This window comes from Halomicronema hongdechloris C2206, assembly GCF_002075285.3.
Taxonomy (GTDB): Bacteria; Cyanobacteriota; Cyanobacteriia; order Phormidesmidales; family Phormidesmidaceae; genus Halomicronema_B; species Halomicronema_B hongdechloris.
The window spans coordinates 1,324,814-1,348,582 of the sequence record NZ_CP021983.2 but is presented as its reverse complement, the minus strand read 5'-3'; the positions used below and the strand labels follow the sequence as shown (position 1 = coordinate 1,348,582).

The following is a 23,769-nucleotide window of genomic DNA, read 5'->3' as shown; positions in this document are numbered from 1 at the left end:
CAGAACAACAGTTTCAAGGATTACTTGCTGATCAGCCTGACTTGAATGGTGATTTTTGGACTGTTCTTAAGGAGTCAGACCATTGGCCAAAACGTTCGAGTTATAACGATTTAACTGGTAGGTCAATCACTGTAGCAGATAAGGCAATTCCCCATTGTGGAGTTGTTTTCTCTCACCAACCTGCTAATGCAGAGAGCCGTTTAATCATTCAATGGGCTGTCTTTCTGCCCTTGGCTGACGGAGGTGGAAATCATGCTGTGCATGAATGCATCTCCATTGAGGGAACGCAGGATTATACGCTGATGCTGCATGGATACTTTTTTCTGGATTCTGGACGGCAATCGATTGAAGGACTAGATGAACTCTATGCTGGCAATGGAAGCTCGCAAACGCCAAGCAACGATACTGAAATGATCAGGGCTTGGAATACAATTCTGGCAACGAAAGGGACATTACCGCAGATTCTTCCAGCATTAAACGAATTTTGTGAAAGTTCTGAACTAGAGCAATCTGATATTGGAGTTCTTTGTGAAGCTTTGAAACAGTCGAAGCTCTTTCAGACACAAGTTTTACATCAGTATTTATATCAGCCAGGATATTGGGTGTATCGGGTACAACCAGCCGATACCCGGTGGCAATTAGTAGACGGTTCGCAGCAGCGCATACTGGCTGTGCCTCGCTGCCCAACTTGGAATGTCTGGTCAGCATTAACTCAGATTGCTAATTCTGCCTGTCTCATTATTGAGAATGATCCTAATCTGATTCCTTTAGAGAAGCCGGATAACTGGGCAGATGATGACATTATTACAGTTCTGGACTCGTTGGATATCATCCACATTGTTCAAAATGATGCTGAGCTGCAGTTTTTTGTGAGTTGGTTAAACATTGTTATCCCTACTTCTAGTGAGTGGTTAGTATCCAACGACATCCAAGAGAGTTTGCAGAAGCAAGTAAGAAGCGCTCTCGTTAATTTGGAGTTTCATCAACTAGAGCAGCAGCGAACGCTCATACAATCCGTCATTTCTAGGCTAAGTCCATCACATTGGTTTTGCATCAACTGTCCTGATCAAGAACTGTTGCAAAATCTCAATCGAGACCTCGATAATCAAGACCTAGACATTTTGTTAATTCCCACTCAGATCTGTCCTAGTGATGAAGCTCAAACACTATCAGGGCAAAATGCCGGGGCGGTCATTTCTGTATTGCTCGATAACACTGAAGAGCGATCTCTCATTATTGAAATTGTTCATCAGATTATTCGTGCCATTCCAGGCCATGACTTATCAGAATTTCGGAGCCAAACTGAAACATTGTCCTTCATATTTGGAGAAAACTGTCGGACAGGTGAGGAAACCCTCTACAGTCTTAGAGAAATTAATTCCCAGAGTGGTTCTATTTTCAAAAAATCAAAAAACGAAAATAACTTTGCAAAACCATTACAGGAGGCTTTAGAGAACACCGAGATTATTTTAGTTGATCGAGAAATCGCGGAGAAATTGTGTGAATCTCTGAATGAGTGCGATCGCACAGCTTGCATCTCAATTCTCGAAACACGTCCCCACCTGGCGGCTCCTGAAAATCGCATCAACCTATTAAGGAGACTACTGCCATGACTAATCAAGCACTACGTTTTCTACTGCATGGTTCTCCGGAGCATTATGACAACATAGATACACTCTATGTTGCCTCTCAGACGAGTGCTGTTTGGGGTAAAGTAGCACGTCAGATTCTAGATCCTTGGCGCATCCTTTCTCCAGATTTGATCAAAGACGTTTCTCAGAATCAACTGAAAATTTTGGGCATACAGCTTATTGCTCCCCAAAATTTGATTCAGGATTTAAACGCAACAGCTCTTCATGAGCAAGATTTTAGCGATGAGGAACGACGGGAAATTCTTAAGCAAGTATCAATTTATGGTACGCAAGAACTTTGGCAGAGCCTTCCACTACATACGTCAGCAGATGGTAAATCTGTCCCTATCGCAGATAGTACATATTTAAATAATCCTGACTTCACCTTGCCTTCTCAGCTACGAACACTAGTCACGATCATTCCCTGTACGAATCGTCCAGATTGGATTCCTCTATGGACACCCAAATCAGCTATCTCAGTCATACTGAAACAGCCTCGACCGGATCAATATTGTGAGCTGTTACTTCAGTTAATGCAGGTTCCAGATTCAGATTTAAATGAAGAATTTTTGAAACATATTAAAGAAGCTAATTGGCTTAAGTTGAAGACAGAACAATCAATCGCACCTAAGAATGTAATACTTTTGCCGTCTTATTTAGCTGATTTTAGGTCTAAATTACAACAGGTTTTCCAGAGTGAGCATAACTGTTCCTATGCAAGCTATTCTATGCTCAAAGAGGAACTTCAAGAATCTCCAGCACTTAGACAGGTATGTGAGGAATGGTACGACAATGATATTTTAGAATTCTTGCTACAGAAGACTCAAAAACCTTTTGACCATGTTTGCCTAATATTAAAGATACTAAGCATTCTTGAGAAGCGAAATCAGAGCCTTCGTAAGACCATCATTGAACCTCTCAAAACAACTGAGTGGCTTGTCGGTCAAGATGACCAGCCGCGATCGCCTCAACAGATTATTGATCTTCAATCAATAGATTTAGAGGCAACTGAAATCCTCAGACAACAGCCTAGCTCTAAGTATATCACGCCTGGCATGTTACGTGATGATTTAGATATTCGATTTTGTCTTGAGAGCAACCAAATAAAACCTATGTTTTTATCTGGAACGGATGCTATTAAGCAATTAGGAAATGCAATAGCCGATTTGCCTGAATACTATCTAGGAGATTTACCAGACTCGTTGCTTGGGCAGTTAGCTCAGACTCTACAAGAATGTAGTCATACACCAGCACTGCTACTAAAGCATAAAATTTCGTCTCAAGAGTTTGAGGAATTTATTTTACCTAAAGTTCGGCACACAATCCATGATTTAAACCGATTAAAAAAAATATTGGATTGGCTAGCAACACAATACCCAAACCCGTCGTCTGAGGTGGTTACTGTTTACAACTATTTCTTAAAAATTTCCTCTCAGTCATTGGCGAGCTTTAGAGAAGTTCTGCTACCTCATATTCAATTACTGAATCAGCAGGGTGAGTGGCGGTCTCCTGAACAGCTTTGTGACGGTGAAAGATATACAGGGATTGATAACGCTTCCGTCTTGCACAGTTCCCAGCGAACTATTCTAGGTACATATTTAGAGATTGAAAATGAGGATAATGATTTAGAAGCTGTATCTTCTGTGTCTAAAGTCATTCGGACAGGAAGTGCAGAAAGCATCACAGCTAATTCCCAAGCGCTAGAGCAATATTTTCGGCCTTGGCTATCTCACTTACCGTCAGAGGCTGTTGGCGGACTACTATGCTTATTTGCTGGAACAAACCAAGATGTCCAAAATTTAGCCAAAAAATATCTACAAAGCCGTAGTTTTGATGGGTTGCGGGAGAGAGTACTTTGGTCCGAGAATCTTAGAAACAGAAATTTTAGGATAGCAGTGAAGTCCGTTGAAGGTGCTGTGCAAACAGTCAGAAATCTATTGAGAGAAGATATTGATGTCTCCCTTCAGCAGAACAAAGTACCCGAACATATATTTGTGGGGCAGCTTGATCATTCTACTCAAGAAATCGTCCTGCTGAAGTTTAATTTACCTGAGGACAACGGAAGTCTGGCAGAAACCCTTATTAACTCAGCTAGAGTTCTCCTCCAGCGTATTCATAGAACTGAAACTGAGTCTATCGAAGAAATATGGCGTGATTTACTAAATTCTCAACAGTTGTACGTGAAGAGTGCGCGGAATTATATTCTTCAGCATTTACCAGTAATTTTGAGAATGCTTAATATAAATGATCAGGACATCAGAAAATGTCTGGATCAAATAGGGAGTCTTGAATCAGAATTAGAAGAGCTTAACCTACGTCGTGATGCAAGAGTAAATCAAAGGAAAAGAGTAATTAGCGATCAGTTGGAAGAAAGAAAGACACAACTTATCGAGATGATCGAAACTGATCATGGATCTCTATCTGTTCTGCAAACAGTTAGAAGGAAAATTGAGCATGGGCAATATGGTTACGATATTAGCAATATTCCATTTGAGCTTTTTCAAAATGCTGATGATGCCTTGCTTGAATATGAGCGGCTTTTGGGTCAATCTTTGCCAGAACGGAATCATTTTGTCCTGTCCTTGCATGATCAAGGCTTGACAATTATGCACTGGGGTCGCCCTATTAACATGGTTACCCATCCTGACGTACAAGACGAGGATTCAGAACTATCTGGTTTTAAGCGTGATTTAGTTAAGATGCTTTCCTTTAGCGACTCTAGCAAAGGGGAAGATGAAACAGGGAAATTTGGCCTAGGTTTCAAGACCGTTCATCTACTCTCAAGGCAACCTTGTGTAATCAGTGGCGATATTAAGTTTATAATCTATGCCGGTCTACTTCCTAGATCTCTACCTCGGCCTGGGCAAGAGGATGAAGATGAGGGACTAACAAGTAACTTGCGGAGATTTTTGCAGGAACATTCTCCATCGCCGGATATTAACGATGGAACAATAATTAATTTGCCTTTTGATTCTGAGATTCTAGATCCTGCTGATTCGGCTACTGAAAGCTTTTACAGGTCAGTCGGGTTGTTGCTTGTCTTCTCTAAAAGGATAAAATCTTGTACGTTGCTCAATGAAGCAGGCGGTGAAGAAAATACTCGTCTTACTTGGTCACCACAACCAGTACTAGGAATCTCAGAAGTTGAGTTTGGCCAAATTAGACTACCTAAATTTAATGGTAATGATTTAATCTGGCAATCTCACAACCTACTCAACTTTAACTTGCGGTCAGGGAATGTAGCCTTTGTAATTCCTTCTGACCTTTCAGAGAATTCGCCACTGCTTAACTCACCAAAATTATGGGTAACTAATCCTACGAAGGAGTCTCTAAATATACGATTTGTTGTCAATAGCCATTTTGATATCACAACAGGTCGTACCAGCCTTGATCGAAATTCCAAGCGTAATCAAGACTTAATTCGCGATATTGGTATGCAGTTAGGCGAGGTTCTATGTGGTCTTTTCTTCTCTTCAGAAGGAAACTGGTTAGCATTACGTCAAGCTCTGCATCTGAATGAAACAATTAGTGCTTATCATTTTTGGAATTTTCTTTGGGATGTCTTAGTTAAAGACTGGCTTAGGCTGAATAGTGATGAAACGATATTACAGCTTTTGAAGGCTGGATTTTCCACTGAATATTATGGGTGTGGCTACCTAATTTCCTGCCATGCCTCTCTGCCTAATGGATTATTTGGAAATGCTCGTCAGTTAGTTAGATTTGATCAGATAACTCATAAAATCACAGGAATTTTGTCTGATCAAGAGATTTTCAATATTGTTTCAAATTGGCCCAATTTTGAAGACAGCTCGAGTCGATGGGTTCATCACCAGGTTTGGCAAGACGTAGTGAAACTTATGGGAACGAGCTCCCATCAACCTAGTTCTTTAAAGCTTGCAGATATTCTTGTAGAAGCCCTAGGGAATCGCAATGTCAATCCAGAAATTGCTTGTAGTATTGGTAATCTTGTCAATCCTTCTAGAATGACTCAGTGGAAGGTCTCACACCTCTCAGAATATGAAGCAATTCGTCAAGTCTTAGATGGGGAACCTCTAGGCTTTATGAACCAAGCAGCTGGCTATCTGGCTGCATCACTGCTTCTTGTAACTCATACAGGTGATCTGGAAGAAAGGCGTTTGGTTGCCTTCGCCCCTTCAAATCGAATTCTGCATTCCGATTACACTGATACAGCGCTTGAGTTTTTCCGAGTTTGCCGCCCACGTCGTGAAACAATTGCGGTCGAGGAACTAGTTGAATGGGCAAGATCAGCGACTACAGAAGAACAAAGGCAAGCTGTGCGAGTTTATCTATCTAGTGGTGAGAGAAGCTTAGAATTTTCAAGACAATTACAAAGTTCAATTGAAAATACTTGGATGAAGGATGATCCTGCGATCAGGAGCCTATTACAAACAAAGGCAAGGCAACTCCAAGAAGAACGGGCAATACAGGGCGAAATTCCCTGGGAACAAATTTCATCGTTAGACAACGACCAAGCTTCTCAAGATTCAGAAGACCCACCAGAAGAGCCAAACCCAAATGATTCAAGAGATCTGTTAGATGATATCTATCGTTGGTGGAAAGAGCAGGGAGGTAGGGAGATAAGAGATTATAATCAACGTCTTTATCCAATTGGGATTAACGAGCTAACACAAGGGTTACGAGACGGCAATCGCAGTACATGGCTGATGCTCTTTTTTATCGGTGCAACCCATACAATGGGTAGAACAAGACATGAGCAACATCGAGACTTTATTCGTTTCTGCATAAATCAGGGATGGTGGAACACATTTTCAGAGTCAGATCCACAGGATGCCTCAGAACAATGGATTTACGTTCTTAATGATTATCTTGAATCTTTACGTCAAGATACAACCTGGTACTACTGGATGGAGAAATATCCAAATATCTATCAAATCTCTAAATATCTGGATGAGTATCAAGACTCTTTCCTCAGGGCAGAGCGAATACCCCATCGTTTTGAACTAGTGACTCTAACCAATCCAAGACTCGCATCTGACCTTTCTGGTGGTGGAGTAGATGCTCCTCCTCTGCGACTGGGTATTGGCGCTAACTTTGTTATCCGGGAATTAGTCCGCTTTGAGATCATTGAGCCAACTGAGTATATTTTTTCTCACTGTTTTGTCCCAAGGGCCAAGATAAGACGAATCATGATGCGATTAGGATGCCAAGGGTTGCAATCTTCAGACTATAGACACTCCCGGCATATTTATACATTTCTCCAAAAAGAATTTAAAAATCTTGATTTGTCTGACTTTCCTACATTTCAAAATTGTTTTGATATTCCTTTTGAGCTATACGCTAAGCGCCATAGCTTAGATTTACGTGGATTGCTTGTGAGAGAAGATTTGGGTTGGTATGAAGGTCTCTCTGATGAAGATTATTTTGAGGATGAGCCAAACGGAAATTAGAGAAACAGCGATAGCGGTGATTTTGTCACTTTGCCAGATGGTAGAAGGATTCCTAGATCGTATATGAGTTAAGTGCTAAGGGCTAACTAGAGAATATGGAGTATAAACGAGGCGATCGCGTCAATCACCCTAGATTTGGTAGTGGTGAAGTACGAGTAGACGAAGATGCCACGGTTGTTATTCGGTTCGAACACGGTATTGAAGAATGTCCTAAATCAGAACTAACGAGACTAAAATCTCTTCAGGAAGCTATTCTCGCTCCAGAATGGCACGATCCTCTAGAGGTTGTTGCTCGTACCCAGGCTCTTGCAATTCGTTCTATTAACGATATGTGGGGAGTATTTTCCCTTGCCCGCATAGCCCTGCTACCACACCAACTTTGGGTCTGCCGCAAAGTTGTACAAGAACTGCCCACTCGATGGCTAATTGCTGATGATGTTGGCTTAGGTAAAACCATTGAAGCTGGTCTAATTATATCTGCCTTACTTAGCAAGGACGCCGTTAGGCGCATCCTAGTGTTATGCCCTGCTAGTCTCGTCGAACAGTGGCAGGAACGATTGCGCAACATGTTTGATATCCGTATGGCACGCTACACCACCGAAGCGGATACATCTAAGAGTGATTTTTGGAATACCCATTCACAGGTGATTGCCTCGTTGCCAACTCTGCGCAAAGACAGTGGCAACCGACATCAGCGCATGTTTAACGCAGAACCTTGGGATTTGGTAGTTGTAGATGAGGCTCATCACTTAAATGCCGATGAGCAGACTGGGCAAACCTTAGGCTATAGCTTAATGAATCGCCTAGTGTATGACCACCAAAAAGTCAAATCTGCTGTTTTCTTTACTGGCACTCCCCATAGAGGAAAGCATTATCAGTTTTTTGCTCTTCTAAAGCTACTCCGTGCTGATCTCTTTGATCCAGCAGAAGCAGTAGAGTCAGTAGATGATCTTCAAAATCAGATGCGCCGCTTGCATTTGGTAATGATTCGGAATAACAAACAGCTTGTAACTGATATGAAAGGGAAAAAGCTATTTTATCCTCCTGATGTTTTTTCAGAGACCTATAGCTACTCTTTGGAAGAAGAAGCTTTCTACGTTAAACTCACAGAATTTATCTTGACAGGTAAAGCTTATGCATCAGGTCTCAGTCAGGTAAATCAAAGAGCTGTAATGTTGATCTTAATCTGTATGCAGAAACTAGCTTCCAGCTCAGTTGCTGCCATTCGATCTGCTCTTAAAAAACGATTAAATAAAATCAACAATTATCGAGAGGAACTAGAAAACGCTAAAAGCAGAAAATATATCCTTGAAAAGTTAAAAGAATTTGATGATGATGAGAAAGCTGATAGTGATGAACTGAGTCTGCTGGAGGAGAAAATATTTGACCTCAGCCTGAAAGTATATCTCATGGAAGATGAGAAGCCAAGATTGCAAGAGCTTATTGAGGCTGCTGAACTTGTAAAATTTGAAACAAAAATTGGCAAAATAATTGAGATCTTAGAAACCAGATTCTCCAATCGGCAGGTTCTATTTTTCACAGAGTACAAAGCTACTCAATCCTTACTTATGTCTGCTCTCATCGCTCGTTTTGGAAATGATTGCGTCACCTTTATCAATGGTGATGGTCGAGCTGATGATGTAATTGAAAATTCTGGAAGAATTCGTACCTATTTTGAGAAAAGAGAGCGTGCGGCTGAAAAGTTTAACTCTGGGGAAGTTAGATTCCTGATTTCAACCGAAGCCGGTGGTGAGGGAATCGATCTTCAAGAGACATGCTATTCCCTTATTCACGTTGATTTGCCCTGGAATCCTATGCGATTGCATCAGCGAGTAGGGCGTCTTAATCGCTATGGCCAAACGCAGAAAGTTGAGGTTATTAACCTGCGAAATCCTGATACTGTAGAAACACGAATTTGGGATAAGCTTAATAGTAAGATTGAGAATATTATGCAGTCTCTTGACCAGGTCATGGAAGAGTCTGAAGACTTACTTCAGTTAGTGCTTGGGATGACGTCGCCAAAAATGTTTCGGGAAGTCTTTAGCGAAGCTGACCAAAACAAAGAGAACTTAAGCCGATGGTTCGACTCTAAAACCGCAACATTTGGAGGGCAAGATGCTGTAGCAACAGTTAAAGAACTTATGGGAAGTTGTGAAAAGTTCGACTTTCAAAAAGTTTCTTCTTTGTTGCCACAGGTGGACTTGCCAGATTTACGTCCTTTTTTTGAGACAATACTTCAGCTTAATAAGCGGCGGATTTCTCGAAATGAGGATGGTCTATCATTTATCACTCCAGAATCTTGGCTGACTGAGCCAGCAATCCGTAAGCGCTATGAGCATCTACATTTTGATCGTGCTTGCCGGGGCAAAAAGAAAATCAACAATCTACTCGGTGTAGGCCATTGTCTAATGAATCAGGCGTTGAAGCAAGCTTTAGAACTGGATGGCTGTGTGGCACAACTGACTGAATTAAAGGATCCTGTAATTATTTTCCAAATTGTAGACCGAGTAACAGGTGTACAAACAAATGTGCGACAGGTTGTAGTAGGAGTAAAAATTATTGGATCGGAATCGGAAATAGATATTTTGAAAGATTGGGAATTGCTAATGCTCTTGAATGCTAATGTTGGTCAGGTTGATAGATCACCTGATCGATCAAGGCCAGAGATCGAAATAGATAAAGTCATCAGCTTATTAGAGGAAGCTAAAAAACGTCTTGATAGTAACTTGAATAAGCTAGATTTGCCTTTTCAGTACCCCAAGATTTTGACTAGTGTATTACTCTACCCTAAGCAGAGTTTTCAATAAAAAGCGGCTGATTATTGCAGGTTATTTTTGGGAAATTAATAAAATATGACTTTTGCCGTTGGTTCGCTCGTCAAAGCTCGAGATCGCGAGTGGGTCGTCCTTCCCGAATCCACCGAGGAGATGCTGATCCTGCGCCCCCTCGGCGGCACCGAAGATGAAGTCACCGGCATCTTTCTCCCCCTAGAGCCTGTTGAACCCGCCCAGTTCGAGCTACCCGATCCTAAAAAACTAGGCGACTATCGCTCTTGCCGCATGTTGCGAGATGCTGTGCGCCTCGGCTTCCGTTCCAGTGCTGGCCCTTTCCGATCCTTCGCCAAATTAGCCGTCGAGCCTCGCCCCTATCAGCTCGTGCCGTTACTCATGGCGCTTAAGCTAGAGCCCGTGCGCCTGCTTATTGCCGATGACGTGGGTATCGGTAAAACCGTCGAAGCCTGCCTGGTTGCCAAAGAGCTCATGGATCGCGGCGAAGTCGATCGCCTCGCCGTACTTTGTCCCCCTCACTTGGCCGAGCAGTGGCAGTCAGAGCTGAAGGGCAAATTCCATATTGATGCCGAGTTGGTTCTACCCAGTACCGCTACCCGCCTGGAGCGCAACTGCCGTCTGGGGCAGTCACTCTTTGACCTCTATGCCTACGTCATTGTCTCGACCGACTTCATTAAATCAGAGCATCGCCGGGATGAATTTCTGCGTACCTGCCCCGAGCTGGTGATTGTAGACGAAGCCCATACCTGCGCCTTTGCTGGGGAAGGTCGAGGCGGTAAGCACCAGCGACATCAACTTATCAAAGGCTTAGCCGATGCGCCCGATCGCCACCTCATTCTGGTGACAGCCACTCCCCACAGCGGTAAAGAAGCCGCCTTCCGGTCCCTGCTAGCTTTGCTCAATCCTGACTTTGCCGATTTGCCCGACGAACTGGGCGGTAAAGAAAACGAACCCATCCGTCGCCAGGTGGCGGCTCATTTCGTCCAGCGCCGTCGGGGTGATATTCGCAGTTACCTGGATGCCGATACCCCCTTCCCCGAAAGGCTGGAGGCAGACGAAACCTACTCCCTATCTCCCGAATACAAAAAGTTATTTGACCGCATTCTGAATTACGCTCGCGAAACCGTTCAGTCTCCTGATGCCAACAGCCGCCATCGGCAACGAGTGCGGTGGTGGTCGGCCCTGGGGCTGTTACGGTCACTGGCTTCCAGCCCTGCGGCGGCGGCAACTACCCTACGCAACCGCGCCGACACCCTCGATACCGAAACCCCCGAAGAAGCTGACGAAGTCGGTCGCCGCACGGTGATGGACTTGATGGATGACGATGCCAAGGAAGGCATTGATATTGTGCCTGGAGCGGATATCAGCGAACTGGAAGCGAATAGCGAGGTAGTGAATAGAGGAGTAGAAGAAGCCCCCCTACTCACTACTCGCTACTCCTCTACTCGCCTCAAACAAATGGCTCGTGAGGCAGAAAACCTCAAAGGCAGTAAGGATGCCAAACTCCAGAAAATCATCACCCTGGTTAAGGACTTTCTGAAAAACGGATTTCAGCCCATTATCTTCTGCCGTTTTATTCCCACGGCTGAATATGTGGCGGAAGAACTCAGGAGCAGCCTGCGTAATGTCGAGGTAGTCGCTGTCACCGGCACCCTGCCCCCGGCCGAGCGAGAAGAGCGGGTAGAGCAATTGGCCGAGTCTCCCCAACGGGTTCTGGTCTGTACTGACTGCCTCAGTGAAGGGATCAACCTACAAGCCTACTTCAACGCCGTCATTCACTACGACCTGTCCTGGAACCCGACCCGCCATGAGCAGCGAGAAGGTCGAGTAGACCGTTATGGACAACCCCAGGACAAAGTGCGGGTGCTGACCTACTACGGCGTCGATAACCAGATTGATGGCATCGTTCTCGATGTCCTCATTCGTAAACACCGTTCCATCCGCAGCTCCCTGGGGATTTCAGTCCCCGTTCCCGTGGACACGGATCAGGTGGTTGAAGCCATCTTTGAAGGGCTATTGCTGCGAGAACAGTCCTCTAATGTCTCTGACCAGCTTTCTCTCTTTGACCAAGACTTCTTCAAACCCCAGAAAGACCAGTTCTTTAGCCAGTGGGAAGCCGCCTCAGAACGAGAGAAGCGATCGCGCACCATGTTTGCCCAGGAAACCATCAAGGTTGAAGATGTAGTTCGCGAGCTTCAGGCAATTCGTTCAGCCATTGGTTCTAGTGTTGATGTCGCTTCATTTACCGAAGCTGCCTTTAAAGTTCATCAAGCAGTTGTCAGCGAAACACCGACCAAGGCGTTAGCGTTTGATCTATCGGAAGCGCCCCAAGCCCTGAAGGATGCCATTGGCGGGCAGGAATCTTTCCAGGCTCGGTTCGAACTCCCCATTCAGGATGGTCAGCTTTACCTGAACCGGACCCATCCCATCGTGGAAGGTCTGGCTACCCACGTTATGGATACGGCTCTGGATCCCATGGTGGACAGTGTGGCCCGTCGTTGTGGGGTGATTCGGACTAATCAGGTAAGCCGCCGCACTACGCTACTCCTGACCCGTTTTCGTTTCCACATCATTGCCAAGCAGGGAGACGAGGAAAACCCGCTCCTGGCAGAAGACTGCCAAATACTAGCCTTTACGGGCTCTCCGGAAAAGGCTGAATGGCTTGAGCCTGGTCAGGCAGAGAAGCTCCTGACGGCCACTCCGGACGGCAACATTAGTGCCGACCAGGCCACAACGTTTCTACAGAAAGTAATCGATCAATTCGACCATCTCAGTCCCCACCTTGAAACTGTAGCCCAGCAGCGAGGGAATGATTTACTTGAGGCTCATCGCCGAGTCCGCAGCGCAGCCAAACTCAAGGGTGTTCGCTATCGAGTGGAGCCACAACTCCCCCCTGATGTTTTAGGTATCTATATGTTCATGCCAGTCCCGAAAACTTAGCGTTTAGAGTTTGATAATGCGCCATTCCAGGAACATCTTCACCACTGTCCGTTCAGAAGGAGCCATTCTCCCCAGTGACCTGCTCCAGCGGATTGTGAGTGGAGATAAAGACCTGGATGGGCTGGATGCCAAATCATTCCACCTGCTGGAAGGCGATCGCATCAACGAAGCCATCAACCGCTCCTGGAGTAGACTGCGTGGTGCCTGGGTCAACTTCCAACATGCCCTGACCCAACTCTCCTTAGACGATGCCGCTACCCGCTTGACCCGTGAAAAATTTCTACTCCCGCTATTTCAAGAGCTAGGCTACGGTCGCCTGCCCCCCGCCCCAGAGATCGAAGTAGGTGGCAAACGCTATACCATCTCCCACGGCTGGCACCATACGCCTATTCATCTCGTAGGCTACCGAGTAGACCTGGATAAACGCTCCGCCGGGATTGCTGGTGCGGCTAAAAGTAGCCCCCATAGCCTGGTGCAAGAGCTACTTAATCGCTCCAACCAGCATCTCTGGGCCTTCCTTGCCAATGGCCATAGACTTCGCATCCTGCGTGACAACGCCAGCTTGACCCGGCAAGCCTACGTCGAGTTCGACCTGGAAGCCATGATGGCCGGTGAAGTCTACGCTGATTTCGTGCTGCTCTGGCTGCTGTGTCATCAATCGCGGGTAGAATCAGAGTCGCCTAGCAGGTGCTGGTTGGAAAAGTGGTCTCAGGTTGCGGACTCCCAAGGCACGCGGGCACTGGAGCAACTCCGCAAAGGGGTAGAAGTCGCCATCTCGACGCTAGGGCAGGGATTCCTATCCCACCCTGCGAATCAGGAGTTGCGTCGGCTGCTGCAAACTGGAGTACTGTCGGCTCAGGAATATAACCACCAGCTCAGGCGGCTGGTTTACCGTTTGCTATTTCTGTTTGTGGTTGAAGATCGGGATGTTTTGCTAGACCCCGCTGCTTCATCCGAAGCTAAGGAAAGATATCAGCGCTACTACTCCGTCAATCGTCTGCGCTCCCTAGCCGATCGCCATCGTGGGACCCGTCACCATGACCTTTACCAGGGGCTTCAGGTTGTCATGCAGCATTTGGGGCATGAGGGGTGCCCCGCATTAGGGCTTCCCGCTTTGGGCAGTTTCCTGTGGTCGAACGAGGCCACTCCTGCACTTGACGACTGCCAACTCGCCAACTCAGCCTTACTGGAAACGATTCGGGCGCTGGCGTTCATCTGCGATCGCAACGGCAGACGCCCCGTAGACTACAAAAACCTCCAATCCCGCGAGCTGGGAAGCATCTACGAATCCTTGCTGGAGCTGCATCCCCAACTCAACATTGATGCCGGAACTTTCAAGCTTAAGACCGCCGAGGGCAATAGCCGTAAGACCACCGGCTGCTACTACACCCCCGAAAGCCTGGTTCAGACCCTGCTCCAAACCACCCTGGATCCAGTTCTAGACAAGGCTGCTCGCCAGCCAGACCCAGAAGCCGCCATTCTCAACCTCAAAATTTGTGACACCGCCTGCGGTAGCGGCCACTTCCTAACCGCTGCGGCCCAGCGCATGGCCAAGCGATTAGCTACCCTTCGCACTGGAGAAGAAGAGCCAGGGCTGGATGCCGTCCGCACCGCCCTGCGCCAGGTCATCAGCCGCTGCATCTATGGGGTAGACGTGAACCGTATGGCGGTAGAGCTGTGTAAGGTGGCCCTGTGGATGGAGGCTATGGAACCGGGGAAACCGCTGCCCTTCCTGGAACACCATATTCAATGGGGCAATTCTCTGATTGGGGCCACCCCTGCTCTGATGGCCAGTGGCATTCCCGATGATGCCTTTAAGCCCATCCGAGGGGACGACAAAGCTCTCTGCCGCGACCTCAAACGTCAAAACAAACGGGAACGCGAGCAAGCCCAGCTCACTCTAGTCGATCCTTCCACACGCCCCTGGGGATGGCTGGAGGATGTGGCCGCCTATGCCCCAGAACATCAACCCTGGCAACAGCTTGAAGAACTAGCTGCTCAGATGGCCGAGCTGGATGGTATCCCCGATGAATCCATCGCCCAGGTACAGCTCAAGCAACGGAAATACCAAGAACTTCTCGCTTCCATCGAGTACCGCTTCAGCCGATTTCGAGCCGACAGCTGGTGTGCTGCCTTTGTTTGGCGCAAAACGCCAGAACTTGACTATGCGCTGACGGAAGAAGTGTTCCGCAAGATTAAGCAGAATCCCTACAATGCGGCTGATTGGCTCTGGGGAGAGGTAGAAAGCCTCCAAGCTCAGTACCATTTCTTCCATTGGCATGTTGCCTTTGCCCATATTTTTCGTGTTCCCAAACAAGCTGAAGCCGTTGAAAACGAACAAGCTGGATGGTCTGGCGGCTTTGATGTGGAGTTGGGCAATACTCCCTGGGAGCGTATCAAAGTCCAGGAGCGAGAATGGTTTGCTGCCCATCGCCCCGATATTTCCAATGCCGTGAATGCGACGGAACGAAAGCGGAAGATTCAGGCCCTCAAGACGGAAGATCCCTATCTCTACCTTCAGTTCATAGAGCGCTGCCGCCAGTCTGATGGGGAAAGCCACTTCATCCACCATTCAGGCAAGTATCCCCTCTGTGGTCGGGGCGACATCAATACCTTTGCTATTTTTGCCGAAATCAACCGCCTACTGCTGCAGCCTAACGGACGGCTCGGCTGCATTGTGCCCTCCAGTATGGCCACTGCCGATACCACCAAATATTTCTTCCAGGATCTGATGGCGTCGAAGGCTCTGGTCAGCTACTACGACTTTGAGAACCGGGCCAAAATCTTCTTCCCCGCCGTAGACTCCCGGATGCGGTTTGCCCTGATGACCCTCTCCGGTAGTCAGCAACCCATGGAGCAAGCCGACTTTGTGTTCTTCGCCCACCGCATCGAAGATTTGGCTCAGAGCGATCGCCACATCCATCTCACCCTCGACGACATTAACTTGCTCAACCCCGGCACCAAGACCTGTCTCACCTTCCGATCACAACGGGAATTTGCCATTACCAGGCAGGTCTACCAGACCATTCCCGTGCTGGGGCAGTCAGATCACCAGGGCGATCGCTGGCAGCTACGCATCACCCAGGGACTTTTCAGTCAGACAGCCGATATCGGCCTGCTCAAGCCTGCCACCTCCGTTGACCCCGATCAGACGGACCTCATCCGCTGCTACGAAGCCCGCATGATCAGCAGCTTCAACCATCGGGAAGGCTCAGCCGGTATTACCGACAAAAACATGTTTCGCACTGGCGTCAGCATCGCTATTTCCGATGAAGCGCGCACCGATCCCTACTTCCTGGCCCAGTCCCGTTATTGGGCCTCTCCCCAGGACACAGCTCAGCGAATCCCCAAGGGCTACCCCTACCAATGGCTGATGGGGTTTAAGGATGTCACCAGCGCCACCAACACCCGCACCATGATTGCCTGCGTTCTGCCGAAAACAGCGGTATTATGCAGCATTCGGGTGGTGTTTTTGGACGACTACAACCCTCCCTCACCCCCAACCCCTCTACCTCTGGGAGAGGGGAGCCAATCCACCTCCAGTTCCCTCTCCCCACAGGAGAGGGCTAGGGTGAGGGCGACAGAGGCAACTGAGCCAAAAAACTCTTCCCATTCAGAAATCAGCACCCTGCTCAGTCTGCTCGCTAACTGGAACAGCTTCTGCTTCGACTTCTTCTGCCGCCAGAGCACCCCCGGCAATCATCTGTCTGACTACATCGTTCGCCAACTACCGACCCTGCCTCCCTCTACCTATCAGCAGCCCTGTCCCTGGGATACCACCCTTACCGTAGAAGACTGGATTTTACCTCGGGTTCTGGAACTGACCTACACCGCCTGGGATTTACAGGGTTTCGCGAAAGACTGTGGCTACGAGGCCGCGCCCTTCCCCTGGAATCCCGATCGCCGCTCATGGCTCCAGGCTGAACTCGATGCAGCGTTCTTCCACCTCTACAGCATCCAGCGAGAGGATGTGGACTTCATGCTGGAGAGTTTTCCTATTGTGAAGCGTAAAGACCGGCAAAAGTTCGGCAGCTTCCAGACCAAGGACCGCATCCTGCGAATCTATGATCAGCTAGCAGCAGCAATGAAGTCAGGGGTTGCCTACCATAGTAATCTTGGCCTACCGCCGAATCTCTTGTCCTCTCTCCCCTCGGGAGAGGGCTAGGGTGAGGGCTCCCCTTCGCCACTCTGGATCGTCTGCCACCAGTCTGCCGCTCTCGCACCATCTCCTCTGTTATGAAAGTTCGAGCCAAAAACATCTTCACCACCGTCCGAGCCGAAGGGGCCATTCTCCCCACCGACCTGCTGCAGCGGATTGTGGATAACGATAACGACCTCGACGGACTCACCCCAGCCGCTTATCACCTGCTGGAAGGGGAAAAGCTCAACGAAGCCATCAACCGTTCCTGGAGTCGTTTGCGTGGAGCCTGGGCTAGCTTTCAAGGGGCGTTAGAAAGGCTGCCCGAGTCTGACGCAGCCACCAAAGTGACCCGCGATCGCATCCTCTTGCCGCTTTTCCAGGAGCTGGGCTACGGACGGCTGACCACCACCCGCGCCATCGAAATTGAGGGCAAGGCTTACCCCATCTCCCATCTCTGGCAAAACACGCCGATTCATCTGGTGGGCTACCGCGTAGATCTGGACAAGCGCACCGCTGGGGTTGCCGGAGCCGCCCGTAGCAGTCCCCACAGTCTGGTGCAGGAGTTTTTGAACCGTTCGGATGATCACCTGTGGGCGTTTGTCTCCAATGGGCGACGGCTGCGGATTCTGCGAGACAATGCCAGCCTTACCCGCCAGGCTTATGTGGAGTTTGACCTGGAAGCCATGATGGCCGGGGAGGTCTATGCCGACTTTGTGTTGCTGTGGCTGCTGTGTCACCAGTCACGGGTAGAAGCGGAAAAGCCCGAACAGTGCTGGCTTGAGGTCTGGTCGAAGACGGCGAACGATCAGGGCAAGCGAGCTTTGGAGGCCCTGCGAGATGGGGTGGAGACTGCGATCGCATCCCTGGGTCAGGGCTTTTTGACCCACTCGGCTAACCGTACCTTGCGGCAAAAGCTCCAGTCTGGGGAGCTGGCAACCCAAGACTACTACCGCCAACTACTGCGGCTGGTCTACCGCCTGCTGTTTCTGTTCGTCGCCGAAGACCGGGAACTGCTGCTCGATCCCAACGCTACACCCGCCGCGAAGGATCGCTACACCCTCTACTACTCCACCGCTCGCTTGCGCACTCTGGCAGAAAAGCGTCGGGGCACCCGCCACAGCGACCTGTTTCACGGTCTGCGCCTGGTGATGGAAAAGCTGGGCAGTGAGCACGGCTGCCCTGAACTGGCGCTACCGGCTTTGGGCAGTTTCCTCTGGTCGAGCGATGCCGTAGCGGATTTGTTGGGGAATTCCCCTCATCCCCTAACCCCTTCTCCCAATTTGGGAGAAGGGGGACAAGACTCTCAAACTCCCCTCTCCCAGAACGGGAGAGGGGCTGGGGGTGAGGGCGAGTTTTGCCAAATCGCAAATACCGATCTCCTCGACGCTATCCGTGCCCTGGCTTTCATTCTGGATAAGCACGGTCGTCGTCCGGTGGACTACAAAAATCTGCAATCGGAGGAGTTGGGCAGTGTTTATGAGTCTCTGCTGGAGCTACACCCCGAACTGAATATCAGCACCGGCACCTTTTCCCTCAAGACCGCCAGCGGCAATGAACGTAAGACCACCGGCAGCTACTACACTCCTGAAAGTCTGGTGCAGTGCCTGCTCGATTCGGCATTAGATCCGGTCGTGGATGAGGCGATCTCTTCAGCAGTCGCAGCGGATGATCTGGATGCCGAAACCGCTCTGCTCAACCTCAAAATCTGCGACCCGGCCTGCGGGAGTGGCCATTTCTTAATTGCCGCCGCCCATCGGCTGGCAAAGCGGTTGGCGTTTGTGCGCACGGGCGATGAAGAACCTGCCCCAGAGGCCACCCAGACGGCGCTGCGGGATGTCATTGGCCGCTGCATTTATGGGGTGGATGTGAACCCGATGGCGGTGGAGCTGTGTAAGGTGGCCCTGTGGATGGAGGCGCTAGAGCCAGGGAAGCCGCTGTCGTTTTTGGATCACCATATTCAGTGTGGCAACAGTCTGCTGGGGGCAACTCCGGCATTGCTGCGTCAGGGCATTCCCGATGATGCGTTTAAGCCTATTGAGGGGGACGACAAAGCCTATTGCAGCAAGTACAAGAAGCAGAACAAAGAGGAGCGTAAGGGGCAATTGAGTCTGCTGACGCCAGACCTGCAACCGTGGGAGCGCCTGGGCGATCTGGCGACGAGCATGGCCCAGGTGGATGACATTTCGGATGATGACTATGCCGGGGTGCAGCGCAAGCGGCAGCAGTATGAGGCGATGGTGCAGTCTACGCCTTACCTATTCAGCCGGTTTTGGGCGGATGCCTGGTGTGCAGCCTTTGTCTGGCTCAAGCGCCCTCCTTCTGGTGAGGAAGCGAATAGAGGAATAGCGAATGGAGGAGTAGAAGGTTCTCAAGAATCACTACTCGCTACTCCCTACTCCTCTACTCGCTCTACACCCCCTTCTGGTTTTCCCTACCCCATCACCGAAGAAGTGTTCCGGCGAATTGAGCGGAATCCCCATAGTGTGGATAAGTGGATGCGGGATGAGGTGGAGCGACTGAGGGATCAGTACCAGTTTTTCCATTGGCACTTGGCGTTTCCGGATGTATTTCAGGTAAGGAATGGGGAGTCGGGAGTCGAGAGTCGGGAATCGGAGGATGAGGAAAGCCTTGAACCTGGTTGGGATGGGGGATTTGATGTGGTGCTGGGGAATCCACCCTGGGAACGCATCAAGATTCAGGAAAAAGAATGGTTTGCATCTCGAAGACCAGATATATCAAAAGCTAGAAACGCCGCGACTCGGCGTAGGAAGATTGCTGATTTAGAGCAAGAAGATCCTGAATTATTTCATCTATTCAAAGCTGCTTGTCGGCAAGCAGAAGGAGAAAGTTTAATAGTCCGCGACTCAGGGCGATACCCCCTATGTGGACGTGGAGATATTAACACTTATACCATCTTCACCGAAACGATGTATCTCATTATTGGAAGTAAAAGCTATTTAGGATGTGTCGTTCCTTCTGGAATAGCCACCGACGATTCAAACAAAGTCTTTATTCAAGAAATAATCAAAAAAGGTACATTGGTTAGCTTCTTCGATTTTACTAATAGAGGCTACCTTTTTAATGGTACAGAGAGCACATTTTCATTTTCTCTGCTGACAATATCAAAGTCCTTTGATGAAGAATTTCATTTGGCTGCTCAGGCTTGGCAGGTTGATCATTTAAAGGAAAAAGAAAGAGTATATGTTCTAAGTCGAGAAGATATTCTGCGGATAAACCCAAACACCCAAAATCTTCCTATCTTTATTTCTGCCGGAGATGCAAAAAGGATTAAATCTATATATTCCAAGATTCCAGTTTTACTAAATGAGAATCCATATGATAATCCTTGGAGCGTTTCTTTTCTTGGAATGCTGCATATGACAAATGATTCCAGCCACTTCCGAACGCAAGGCCAGTTAAAAGCGGAAAGATTTAGTATTGAGAGCAATTCATTCGTTAGTTCTGGAACAACATATTTACCTTTATACGAATCCAAATTTGCGCAAATTTTTAATCATCGTGGAGCCACATTCACAGGAATTCCAGAGAATCAGATGTATGGAACACGAGCAAAAACGAACAAACCAACTAAAGGAGACTTGAAGAATCCATTATGGAACTTTATGCCTCGCTATTGGGTTCCATCAAAGGTTGTTGAAGAAAAAATTCCTGATTTTTGGAAGCATGAATGGTTAGTTGGTTTTCGCAATGCTATTAGTGCTGTTGCGGATGCTAGAAGCGTCGCCTTCACGATTATTCCAAAGATTGGCGTTGGAAACTCAATGCCTCTGATCTTTTCTCAAACAAAGCCTCTCGAAACATGTCTTCTAGTCGCAAATCTCAACTCTTTTGTTCTTGATTATGTTGCCAAGCAAAAAGCAAGTGGGGGGAACCTAAACTTTTATATTGTCAAACAGTTACCTATCGTCCCACCACAAATTTACAGTCAGCAACAGAAGGATTTTATTTCAGGGAATGTTTTAGAACTCACATACACTGCTTGGGACCTTCAACCCTTTGCCCAAGATTGCGGCTACGAAGGCCCACCCTTCAAATGGGACGAAGACCGCCGCTTTCTACTCCGCTGCGAACTCGACGCCGCCTACTTCCACCTCTACGGCATCCAGCGCGACGACGTTGACTACATCATGGAAACCTTCCCCATAGTCAAACGCAAAGACGAAAAAGCCCACGGCCACTACCGCACCAAAGACACCATCCTTCAAATCTACGACGCCATGGCTACTGCCATAGCCAGCGGCCAACCCTACCCAACCCTCCTCGACCCACCCCCCGCCGACCCTCGCGTAGCGCATCCGCCGAGGGAGTCAGAAATCGTGAGTAGCGAAGAGAGGAGTAGTGAGTAGAGTGCTAATAGATGGTTGAAATTGTTTTACCTAGAACATAGCCCCGGAGAAGACCCATGCCCGAATTTGAGCAACTGAGAGACGACATTTCTACCCTGCCTACCACCGCCCAACAGCTCGTGGTAGATTTCGTTGCCTTCTTGAAGCAGCGCTATTCTTCACCCGAGCCCACAACTCACCAACCTCTGAACCTCGAAAACGAACCCTTTGTCGGGATGTGGAGCGATCGGCCTGAAATGGCAGACAGTACCGCCTGGGTACGGCAAATTCGGCAACAGCACTGGCGCAGCTAGTATGGCTCAAATTTTGGTCGATACAGACATTCTTATTGATGTTGCCAACGACGATGCGATCGCCGTAGAGCGCCTGGCCAACGAGAGTCGAGCCTCCACCCTGACCGTTTCTACCATCACGGTCATGGAGTTAACCGTCGGATGCCGCAACAAAACCGAACTGCAAGCCCTCAACCGCTTCCTGGCTCAATTTCAGGTGCTGACGCTCACTAGCCAGAGCAGCGAGATTGCCACCCAGCTACTGCAAGAATATTTCCTCAGCCATGGTCTTTTGATCGCTGATGCCCTGATTGCAGCAACCGCGATCGGCAATCAAATTCCGCTCCTCAGCAAAAACCAAAGCGACTTCCGCTTTATCCAGCAGCTCGATCTGCTTGGATACCCTTGATTACTCTTTCCAACTTTTGAAATACAAACAACTTGGAGAAAGGCCCATGGAGATTGCCACCCAACTTGACGACAACCGCGCCGAAAAACTGGCCTATATTCAACAGCACACCAATCAAGACCTGTCTGAAATCTTGAACCAGGCCATCGACCTTTACTACGAGCAGCTTAACCCAACCTCTATATCGCCCCTGGAAGCGTTGCAAGAAGACAGCTTAGTTGGTTTGTTCGAGGGCGATCCTGACTTGTCTAAAAACTACAAGGCAAAAGTCCATGAGTACCTCGATCAGAAATATCCCCCCCAGCAGCAATGATCATCGTTGATATAGGTGCCTTCCTGAAACGTTGATATTGCAAAGATTTTGCATCCAATTGAAGGCAATACCGTTTGTAGATAAACTCCGTAGAAACTCTACCTCCCACTGTTCGGGGATCGCACCATTGCAGTTAAATTCATTTGTACTATAACAGTATGCAATGAATTTCAACTCTCAAAAAGTGGCATCTGAATCCATCAGTAAAATTGTTCCAAAATCAAAAATCTCAGAATGGCACGGCCTTGACCGCATATCGGTGATTGTTCACCAGATGGGTTGTATTTGGCGGGAGCAAGAAAAGGATGACATTGGTGTCGATGGAGAGATTGAACTATGTCTTCCCAGGACTGAAGGGAATGGTTCTATCGGCACTGGAAAAATCATAAAGGTCCAATCAAAGTCTGGTCAGCATTATATTAGAAGCAACCAAGAAGAAACATTTGAATCCCCAGTAAATAAGAAAGACTTAGTTTACTGGGGAAATCTGAATGTCCCTATGATTTATGTGGTATACCATCCAAAAGACGACCAACTTTATTGGAAGGATGTTCAAGCCTATCTCAAAGAAAATCCTGATGCATTTGAAGAGCCTTGCCGCATTGCTTTTGATAAAAATACTGACTGCTTCAATGAAACAGCATTAAACGCTTTGTATGAACTTTGTCAGACTGCTCCTGAGCGTGTCGATACCTCAAGTTCAGAAATCCTCTTTCCTAATTTTATAGAAGCTATTACGCTACCGCAGGCAGTTTTTGTAAGTACAGTTATTCCGGAAAAGAGAGCACAGTTTCACCAGCGCTTATTTGGATTTATTCCACCCTACAATTATAAGGATGGTCTTCTTACAACACTTACAGATCCATCAAAGTCAAAAAATGCTTTTACAAACATCATTGATTCTGAAGTTGAAACTTTTCCATTTGATGATTGGCTTGAGCAAGATCCTGATGCCGATTATACTGCACGACGACTTCTCAACGGTTTACTTCAAAAGTACCTAATTGATAAAGGCTTACGCTATCACCAAAAATATAAACGCTTTTACTACAGTGATGGGCTAACTAAAGAAGAACCGGTTAAAAAAATCTGGAAGAGTATCAGGACTAAGCGATCTCCGTGTCGGACAGTGGCTAAATATTACGAGTATGGAAAAGATAAATTTTTTAAGCATTCGGCTTTATCAGCGCGGTTTCAGCGATACGGTCAAACCTGGGGTATTGTTCTTCGTCCGGAGCTGTATTTCTCAAGTGATGGAGTAACAGCTTGGCCATCTAAGAAAGTCGGAGCTTATTCGACAAGGCATCGGAGTCGCGAATATAACAATCACTACCTCAACAACATACTCTTTTGGTGTTTCATCTTTTCCGATGGAGCCTCTGAGTTTTCAATGAAACTCGACGGCTATGAAATCTTACGTCTTAAAGGAATGCCTGATGGTGTATTAGCACCCTTTGGCATTCGTTCTATCTAGTTAA

Annotated in this window: 11 protein-coding genes; 10 read left to right on the top strand and 1 reads right to left on the bottom strand. The window is 47.8% G+C overall.

Going from position 1 to position 23,769, the window contains the following annotated elements; all coding sequences use genetic code 11:
- The first annotated feature begins 41 nt into the window (after nucleotides 1-41).
- From XM38_RS06235 to XM38_RS06215, 5 genes are all read left to right on the top strand, one after another.
- Nucleotides 42-1,613, top strand: coding sequence for a hypothetical protein (locus XM38_RS06235; protein ID WP_137455029.1), 1,572 nt, complete (start codon nucleotides 42-44; stop codon nucleotides 1,611-1,613).
- Nucleotides 1,610-7,060, top strand: coding sequence for a hypothetical protein (locus XM38_RS06230; RefSeq protein ID WP_080810432.1), 5,451 nt, complete (start codon nucleotides 1,610-1,612; stop codon nucleotides 7,058-7,060). Before XM38_RS06235 ends, XM38_RS06230 begins: the two co-directional genes overlap by 4 nt.
- A 95-nt stretch (nucleotides 7,061-7,155) precedes the next feature.
- The gene (locus XM38_RS06225; protein WP_080810434.1) at nucleotides 7,156-9,867 is read left to right on the top strand and encodes a DEAD/DEAH box helicase; all 2,712 of its coding nucleotides are present in this window, start codon (nucleotides 7,156-7,158) and stop codon (nucleotides 9,865-9,867) included.
- Nucleotides 9,868-9,912: 45 nt separating this feature from the next.
- A complete protein-coding gene (locus XM38_RS06220) occupies nucleotides 9,913-12,789 on the top strand; it encodes a helicase-related protein (RefSeq protein ID WP_080810436.1) in 2,877 nt (958 codons plus the stop codon).
- 16 nt (nucleotides 12,790-12,805) lie between these two features.
- Nucleotides 12,806-16,954 carry an Eco57I restriction-modification methylase domain-containing protein gene (locus tag XM38_RS06215; RefSeq protein ID WP_080810437.1) on the top strand — a complete coding sequence of 1,383 codons (4,149 nt, stop codon included), beginning with the start codon at nucleotides 12,806-12,808 and terminating at the stop codon, nucleotides 16,952-16,954.
- 284 nt (nucleotides 16,955-17,238) lie between these two features.
- Here the strand turns inward: XM38_RS06215 and XM38_RS25815 are convergent, their stop codons facing one another.
- The gene (locus XM38_RS25815; RefSeq protein ID WP_187329307.1) at nucleotides 17,239-17,478 is read right to left on the bottom strand and encodes a hypothetical protein; all 240 of its coding nucleotides are present in this window, start codon (nucleotides 17,476-17,478) and stop codon (nucleotides 17,239-17,241) included.
- A 6-nt stretch (nucleotides 17,479-17,484) separates the two neighbouring features.
- Here XM38_RS25815 and XM38_RS06210 point away from each other — a divergent pair, with 6 nt between their 5' ends.
- The 5 genes from XM38_RS06210 to XM38_RS06190 all read left to right on the top strand — a co-directional run bounded on the left by XM38_RS06210 (nucleotide 17,485) and on the right by XM38_RS06190 (nucleotide 23,765).
- A complete protein-coding gene (locus XM38_RS06210; RefSeq protein ID WP_202978831.1) occupies nucleotides 17,485-21,297 on the top strand; it encodes an Eco57I restriction-modification methylase domain-containing protein in 3,813 nt (1,270 codons plus the stop codon).
- A gap of 56 nt (nucleotides 21,298-21,353) precedes the next feature.
- Nucleotides 21,354-21,590 carry a DUF2281 domain-containing protein gene (locus XM38_RS06205; RefSeq protein ID WP_080810440.1) on the top strand — a complete coding sequence of 79 codons (237 nt, stop codon included), beginning with the start codon at nucleotides 21,354-21,356 and terminating at the stop codon, nucleotides 21,588-21,590.
- A 1-nt stretch (nucleotide 21,591) separates the two neighbouring features.
- Entirely contained in the window at nucleotides 21,592-21,978 is a 387-nt protein-coding gene (locus XM38_RS06200) for a type II toxin-antitoxin system VapC family toxin (protein WP_080810441.1), read from the top strand.
- A gap of 46 nt (nucleotides 21,979-22,024) precedes the next feature.
- A complete protein-coding gene (locus tag XM38_RS06195) occupies nucleotides 22,025-22,291 on the top strand; it encodes a hypothetical protein (RefSeq protein ID WP_080810442.1) in 267 nt (88 codons plus the stop codon).
- Between the two features lie 163 nt (nucleotides 22,292-22,454).
- On the top strand, nucleotides 22,455-23,765 hold the full coding sequence (locus XM38_RS06190; protein ID WP_080810443.1) for a DUF4365 domain-containing protein: 1,311 nt from the start codon (nucleotides 22,455-22,457) through the stop codon (nucleotides 23,763-23,765).
- Nucleotides 23,766-23,769: the final 4 nt, after the last annotated feature.